Annotated in this window: 6 protein-coding genes; 4 read left to right on the plus strand and 2 right to left on the minus strand. The window is 73.2% G+C overall.

The features are described 5' to 3' along the window. Positions 1 to 45: 45 nt before the first annotated feature. Positions 46 to 1,032: a zinc-binding alcohol dehydrogenase family protein gene (locus ACFVYI_RS14175; protein WP_387884807.1), complete on the minus strand. Its 987-nt coding sequence runs from the start codon at positions 1,030 to 1,032 to the stop codon at positions 46 to 48. A gap of 88 nt (positions 1,033 to 1,120) precedes the next feature. On the opposite strand from ACFVYI_RS14175, the gene ACFVYI_RS14180 reads away from it, so the two are divergent. Beyond that, positions 1,121 to 1,465 (plus strand): ArsR/SmtB family transcription factor, encoded by a 345-nt coding sequence (locus tag ACFVYI_RS14180; protein ID WP_387884809.1) that lies wholly within the window; start codon positions 1,121 to 1,123, stop codon positions 1,463 to 1,465. Between the two features lie 185 nt (positions 1,466 to 1,650). Here ACFVYI_RS14180 and ACFVYI_RS14185 read toward each other — a convergent pair whose 3' ends face one another. Then, positions 1,651 to 3,009: a hypothetical protein gene (locus ACFVYI_RS14185; protein WP_387884810.1), complete on the minus strand. Its 1,359-nt coding sequence runs from the start codon at positions 3,007 to 3,009 to the stop codon at positions 1,651 to 1,653. Positions 3,010 to 3,217: 208 nt separating this feature from the next. Between ACFVYI_RS14185 and ACFVYI_RS14190 the strand changes: the two genes are divergently transcribed. From ACFVYI_RS14190 to ACFVYI_RS14200, 3 genes are all read left to right on the plus strand, one after another. Continuing rightward, a complete protein-coding gene (locus tag ACFVYI_RS14190; protein WP_387884811.1) occupies positions 3,218 to 4,027 on the plus strand; it encodes an alpha/beta fold hydrolase in 810 nt (269 codons plus the stop codon). 484 nt (positions 4,028 to 4,511) lie between these two features. Further along, positions 4,512 to 4,946, plus strand: a complete 435-nt coding sequence (locus ACFVYI_RS14195; RefSeq protein ID WP_387884814.1) for an SRPBCC family protein — start codon at positions 4,512 to 4,514, stop codon at positions 4,944 to 4,946. Positions 4,947 to 5,040: 94 nt separating this feature from the next. Next, positions 5,041 to 5,925: a DMT family transporter gene (locus ACFVYI_RS14200; protein WP_387884817.1), complete on the plus strand. Its 885-nt coding sequence runs from the start codon at positions 5,041 to 5,043 to the stop codon at positions 5,923 to 5,925. The last annotated feature ends 75 nt before the right edge of the window (positions 5,926 to 6,000 follow it).

Below are 6,000 nucleotides of genomic sequence, written 5' to 3' on the forward strand. Positions count from 1 at the left end.
CCTGTCCGGCCGGCCACGGGCCCGGCCGGGTGGCCGGGTCACCGCTCAACCGGCCACGCGCACCACGTACTTCCCGGTGGCCCGGCCGGCCGCCATGGCGTCGTGAGCGGCGGGAACGTCGGCCAGGCCCGACAGTTCGCGGACCGGCAGGGTGAGCCGGCGGTCGGCGAGCAGGTCGAGGGCGCGGCCGATCCCCCGGGCCAGCTTGGCCGGGGCGGTGGCCGCCAGGAAGCGGTGGCTGAATCCGGTGACGGTGAGATTGCCGGCGATCAGCCGGCCCAGCGGGGGCAGGGCGTCGACGGCGCCGCCGCCCGCGTTGCCGAACAGGACGATCCGACCGCCCGGTGCGGCCAGTTCGAGGTCCACGTCCAGGGCCTCGGTGCCCAGGGGGTCGAGGACCAGATCGACGCCCTGCCCGTCGACGGCCGCCCGGACGGCGTCGCCGAGCCGCTCGTCGCGGGCGAACGCGGCGTGGTAGCCGGACGCCACGGCCGCCGCCGCCTTCTCCGGGCGGCCCACCGTGCCGATCAGCCGGCCGCCGCCGAGCAGCGGCACCAACTGGGCGATCGCCGCGCCGATGCCGCCGCCGGCCGAGTGCACCAGGACGGTGTCCCCGGCGGTGAAACGGCCCGCGTCGGTCAGCAGCAGCAGCGCCGTCGCCAGGCCGAGCGGAACGGCCGCGGCCTCGCGCAGGGCGACCCCGGCCGGGACCGGGACGGTCAGCGCGGCCTCGGCGACCACCACCTCGGCCAGGCCGCCGCCGACCGGCGCGGCCACCACCGGATCGCCCTCGGCCAGACCGACGACGCCCTCACCGACCTCCCGGACCCGCCCGGAGACCTCCTTGCCCGGGCGGTACGGCCAGGCGGTCACGTACCCGGCATCGCCCCGACGGGACATCACATCGACGAAGTTCAGCCCCGCGTAGGACACCTCGATCGACACCTGACCGGGGCCGGGGCGAACTGCCTCGACCTCCTCCACCTGCGAGTTCTCGGCTCCCCCGGGTGCGGTCATCACCAGTGCGCGCATATTGGACCCCCTCCAGCTACGATGTTCGACGAACGACGAAATTAGTATCACGCAACTTCGATGACTGTCGAACAACGGAGGTCCGTCCGTGCCCCGCAGCAGCCGACGCCGCACCCCACCGGCGCACCCCGCGGCCGAGGAGATCGACCTGTTCGACGTACTGCACGCCCTGTCCGACCCCACCCGGATGACGATCGTGCGCATCCTGCGCGCCGAGCCCGAACGGGCCTGCGGCACCTTCCCGGTGGACGTCGCACCGTCCACGCTCAGCCACCACTTCAAGGTGCTGCGCGAGTCCGGCCTGATCCGGCAGCGCGAGGAGGCCAACCGGCGGCTCACCGCGCTGCGCGGCGCCGAGCTGGAACAGCGGTTCCCCGGGCTGCTCGACACCGTCCTCGCCGCCCACGACCGCGCCGCCGGGGCCGCGGCCTGAGGTGCCGTCACCTCCCGGCAGGAGGCCGTGCCCGGCCGCCGTCGACGCGCGCCGAAACCCCGTGCCGCGAACGGCGACGCCGCGCCGCCCGTAGCCGTGGCCACCCCGGGTGGTCGCCCGGAACGGCAGCCGGGGCGTGGGAAGTCGGTGGATCCGACCTCCCACGCCCCGGCGGCAGCGCAGGCTCAGCCCTTCGGGGCGAAGCTCTTGATCTCCTCGTAGTCCATGCCGAGCTCGCTGAAGAGCCGGACCTGCTCCTCGGACATGCCGAGGCCGGTGAGCTCCTTGACCTGGGTGTCGGTCAGCGGCTTGCCGGGGGCGGGGGCCTCGCCGGAGCCGCCGGGGGCGTCCTCGCCCTCACCCGTGGCGGCACTCGCCAGCGAGAGCACCGCGTTCCGGATGTCCTTGTCGGTGATCCTCACCGCGTCGGCCGGCGCCTGGACCGTCGGGGCGGACTCGTTGAACGCGAGCTTGACCGGGAAGGCGTTGCCCGGGCCGGCCTTGGGCTCCAACTGTGCGAGGTCGAAGGTGGCCGAGGAGAACTTGCCGCCCTTCAGGTACAGGTCGACGCCGATCCTGGTGTCGGGCAGGTCGGCCGGGGCCTTGGTGGGCAGCTTGTCGAACTCCTCGGGGAACTTCGTGGACAGCGGCTTGAGCGCCTTCAGCAGCTCGTCGGTCAGCCGGCGGGCCGGGGCGCTCACCAGGAGGTGCTCGGCGCCGTCCTTCTTGCCCTTGTCGTCGAAGGTGACGGTGCGGGAGAAGACGTCCTTCAGCGAGTCGGTCAGCTGCTTGGCGGTGTCCGGGTCCAGCGTGGGCCTGCCGGACGGGGCGGGCGACTTGGCGGCGTCCGGCTTCTTCGCCGGGTCGGCGAGCTCCTGCAGATCGAAGGAGACCCACTTGCCGGCCAGCACGTCCTTGACCGGGTTCAGCTCGGCCGGCATGTCCTTGCTGACGGAGTCCACCTCGGCCGGGTCCTCGCCGACCAGCTTCACCAGGCCCTTGGCGTCGGCGCGCAGATACACCTTGGCGTCGACCTGGCGGAACTCGAGGAGCGCGGTGCCCTTCTTGTCGGACAGCAGGTACGAGACGCGCAGCGACTTGTCCGGCGTCACGTCCTTGCCCGGGCCCTGCGCGTTCTTGAAGGAGTCGAGGTCCTTCAGGGGCTTGTCGGCGGCCATCGCGATCGAGATGCTCAGGCCGGACAGCGCCTCGGCGCTCTTCTGCTCGATCTTGTCACCGGTGGCGTTGCCGAAGGCGACGATCTGCTCGGGCGAGGCGTCCAGCGAGATCGTGAGGCCGGCGGCCTTGCTGTCGCCGAGCTTGCCGAAGGCCTTGCTCACCTTCTGAGCGGCGGTGAGCTGCTCGACGGTGCCGCAGGCGGTCAGACCCGCTGCGAGGACGGAGGCGCTGACGGCGACGGGCAGGACGCCGCGCGCGGCCCGGCGTATGGCGGTGTTGATGCTGCATCTCCTGTGTGACTGGGCCTGGTTCGTGGGACAGGCCGATCCCTCCCCCTGCGGCGAGGAGCGCCACAGTGAATACACATGTCATCACATTATCAAGTAGAGAGTGCACGATTATTTGGGCAGCTCTTGAACAGCGGATTGCCTGGCATTGACCGGCCCTGCGCCGACGCCGTTCCGGGACGACGCCCGGCAGTCGCCCGACATGCCGCGCTCGGCGCAAGGTCTCCGGGGGGCGGACGGCGACGCGGAAGAATCCAGGCGATCGTACGAGCCTGGAGGGCACATCGTGGGCGGTACCGCGCAATTCCACACCTGGGACGTCCGGGAGTCCGGGCCCGCCGACGCCCCGCACCGGGTGCTGCTGCTGCCGGGCGGGCTGTGCAGCACGGCCTTCTACGAGGACATGACGGCCGCCCCTTCCCTCGCCGGCGCGCCGATCCGGCTGGTGGCGGCGACCGTCCCGGGCCATGCCGGGACGGTCGCGCCCACGGACGTGTCGATGGAGAACTACGCGGCGATCACCGGCGCGTTCGCGGCCGAGCACGGCTGCACGACCGTGGTCGGCCACAGCATCGGCGCCAACATCGCGCTGGAGATGGTGAGCGGCGGGCACTTCTCCGGGCCGGTGGTGCTGCTCTCCCCGACGTTCTCACGACCGGACGAGTCCAAGGCACTGGCGGTCGCCGCGGCACTGGGGCGGGTGCCCGGGCTCGGCTCCCTCGCCTGGCCCGTGATGCTGTGGCTGACGCCGAAGGCGCTGGCGGACAGCATTCCGGAACGACGGCGGGAGGCACTGGTCGCCGACCTGAGGAAGAACTCCGCGTCGTTCTGCCGCCGGGCCATGGCCGAGTACTTCGCCTACCTGGACCGGAACGGCCAACTGGTGCCGCGGCTGTGCGGCTCCGGCGCCCGGGCGTGGGTGGTGCGCGGCGACCGGGACGAGGTCGGGCTCACCGACGCCGAACACGCCGCCCTGGAGGCCTGCCCCTCCGTCACCCTGAAGGTGGTCCCCGACGCCGGGCACCTGGTGATGCTGGAACAGCCCGAAGCGGTGGCCCGCCTGATCGCCGACTTCGTGCTCGACCCGAACCGCTGACCGCCCCGCGCCGCTGATCCCGCGCCGGGTCCGGTCCGGCGGGGGTGCCCCCGCCCGGACGGCGGGCGAGGGGGGACGGCCGCCGTCCGGGCGCGGCGGGCGCACCCACCGCGCCCTCTTCTCGCCGCGATTCCGCCTCCCAAACCCCCTCGGCCGGCTGCCGGAACGACCCCGACCGGCCCCTCCTGCGGGGTCGAGGAGGGGCCCGGACGCGGGAGAGGGGCACACCATCGGCGGAAGGGCGGGTGAGGGCCGGTCGTTCCTTCGATCGGTCGAACGCCACGCGGGTCGACGGCCGTGCGGACCTCGCGACCGCCCGCCGGCCCTCGACGGCGCACGGCCCGGGAACGCCGGCCACCCCGGGCGGGCGGGTTGCCGTCGCCCACCGCAGGACGGACATTCGTGGTGGCGCTGCCGGCGGTCCTCCGCCCCGGGGGACCGTGCATCGGCCGAGCGCCCGGCCGGCGTGGAGGTGGGTGTAGCGATGGGCAGGGTGGAGGAGTCGATCGACGTGGACGTGCCGGTCCGCGTCGTCTACGACCAGTGGACGAGCTTCGAGCGCTTCCCGGAGTTCATGGAGGGCGTGGAGGAGGTCAGGCAGCTCGACGACCTGCACGCCCACTGGAAGACGAAGATCGCCGGACTGTCCCGCGAGTTCGAGACCGAGATCATCGAACGGGTCCCCGACGAACGGGTGTCCTGGCGCACCAGCAGCAAGAACGTGAAGCACACCGGCATGGTCTCGCTGCGACCGATCGACGCGACCCGCACGCGCGTCACGATGATCATGGAGTTCCAGCCCACCGGACTGGCCGAGAAGGCCGCCGACAAGCTCGGTGTGCTCGATCGCATGGTGAGCGGCGACCTGCGGCGCTTCAAGCACTTCGTCGAGGAGCGCGACACCGCGGGCGACGGCTGACGCGCCCCCCGGGGGGCCCGGCCGTACCGGGGAGCGCCCGGACCCGTCGATATTTCGGTGGGGACCGAACGGTGCAGGCCGTAGGTTCTCCGGCATGGATCTTTCAGCAACGGGCGTGGCCCCGAAGGACGGCAAGGCACTGGCGGCGGCCTCGACGACGGTGGTGCTGTGGGCGTCCGCGTTCGTGGCGATCCGGAGTGCGGGCGAGCACTTCGGGCCCGGATCGCTCGCGCTCGGTCGGCTGCTGGTGGGAGCCGTGGCACTGCTCGGCCTGCTGGTGTACCGCCGGGAGGGCCTGCCGCCGCGCGCGGCCTGGCCGGGGACGGCCGTCTCGGGCGTGCTCTGGTTCGGGCTCTACATGGTCGCGTTGAACTGGGGCGAGAAGCAGGTCGACGCGGGCACGGCGGCGATGCTCGTCGGCATCGGGCCGGTGCTGATCGCCCTGCTCGGGGGCTGGCTGCTGCGTGAGGGGCTCCCGCCCAAGCTGCTGGCCGGGATGGCGGTCGCGCTGGCGGGGGCCGTCGTGGTGGGCCTCTCCATGTCGGGCGGGGGCGGCAGTTCGGTGCGGGGCATCGTGCTGTGCCTGCTCGCGGCCGTCGCCTACGCGGCCGGGGTGGTCGGCCAGAAGCCGGCGCTGCGGCACGCCACCGCGCTCCAGGTGACGACGTTCGGCTGTCTGATCGGCGCGGTGGCCTGCCTGCCGTTCGCCCCGCAGCTGGTGTCCGACCTGGCGGCCGCGCCGCCGTCCGCGACGCTCGACGTGGTGTACCTGGGCCTGTTCCCGACCGCGCTGGCGTTCACCACCTGGGCCTACGCGCTCTCCCGGACGACCGCGGCCCGGATGGGGGCGACGACCTACTCGGTGCCGACCCTGGTCGTGCTGATGGCATGGCTCCTGCTCGGCGAGGCACCCGAACCGCTGACCCTGGTGGGCGGCGCCCTCTGCCTGGCCGGCGTCGCGGTGTCCCGCCGCAGCTGAACGGGGCCCGTGCCGCTGGAGCCCGCCGGGGACGACGCGCCGCCGACCCGGCCACCGTGGTGGCCGGGTCGGCGG

This window comes from Kitasatospora sp. NPDC058218, from assembly GCF_042882445.1.
Classification (GTDB): Bacteria; Actinomycetota; Actinomycetes; order Streptomycetales; family Streptomycetaceae; genus Kitasatospora.

Excerpts from the sequence above, each read along its gene's own strand:
- ACFVYI_RS14175 (WP_387884807.1), bottom strand. The coding sequence starts at position 1,032 with ATGCGCGCACTGGTGATGACCGCACCCGGGGGAGCCGAGAACTCGCAG.
- ACFVYI_RS14195 (WP_387884814.1), top strand. The coding sequence starts at position 4,512 with ATGGGCAGGGTGGAGGAGTCGATCGACGTGGACGTGCCGGTCCGCGTC.
- ACFVYI_RS14200 (WP_387884817.1), top strand. The coding sequence starts at position 5,041 with ATGGATCTTTCAGCAACGGGCGTGGCCCCGAAGGACGGCAAGGCACTG.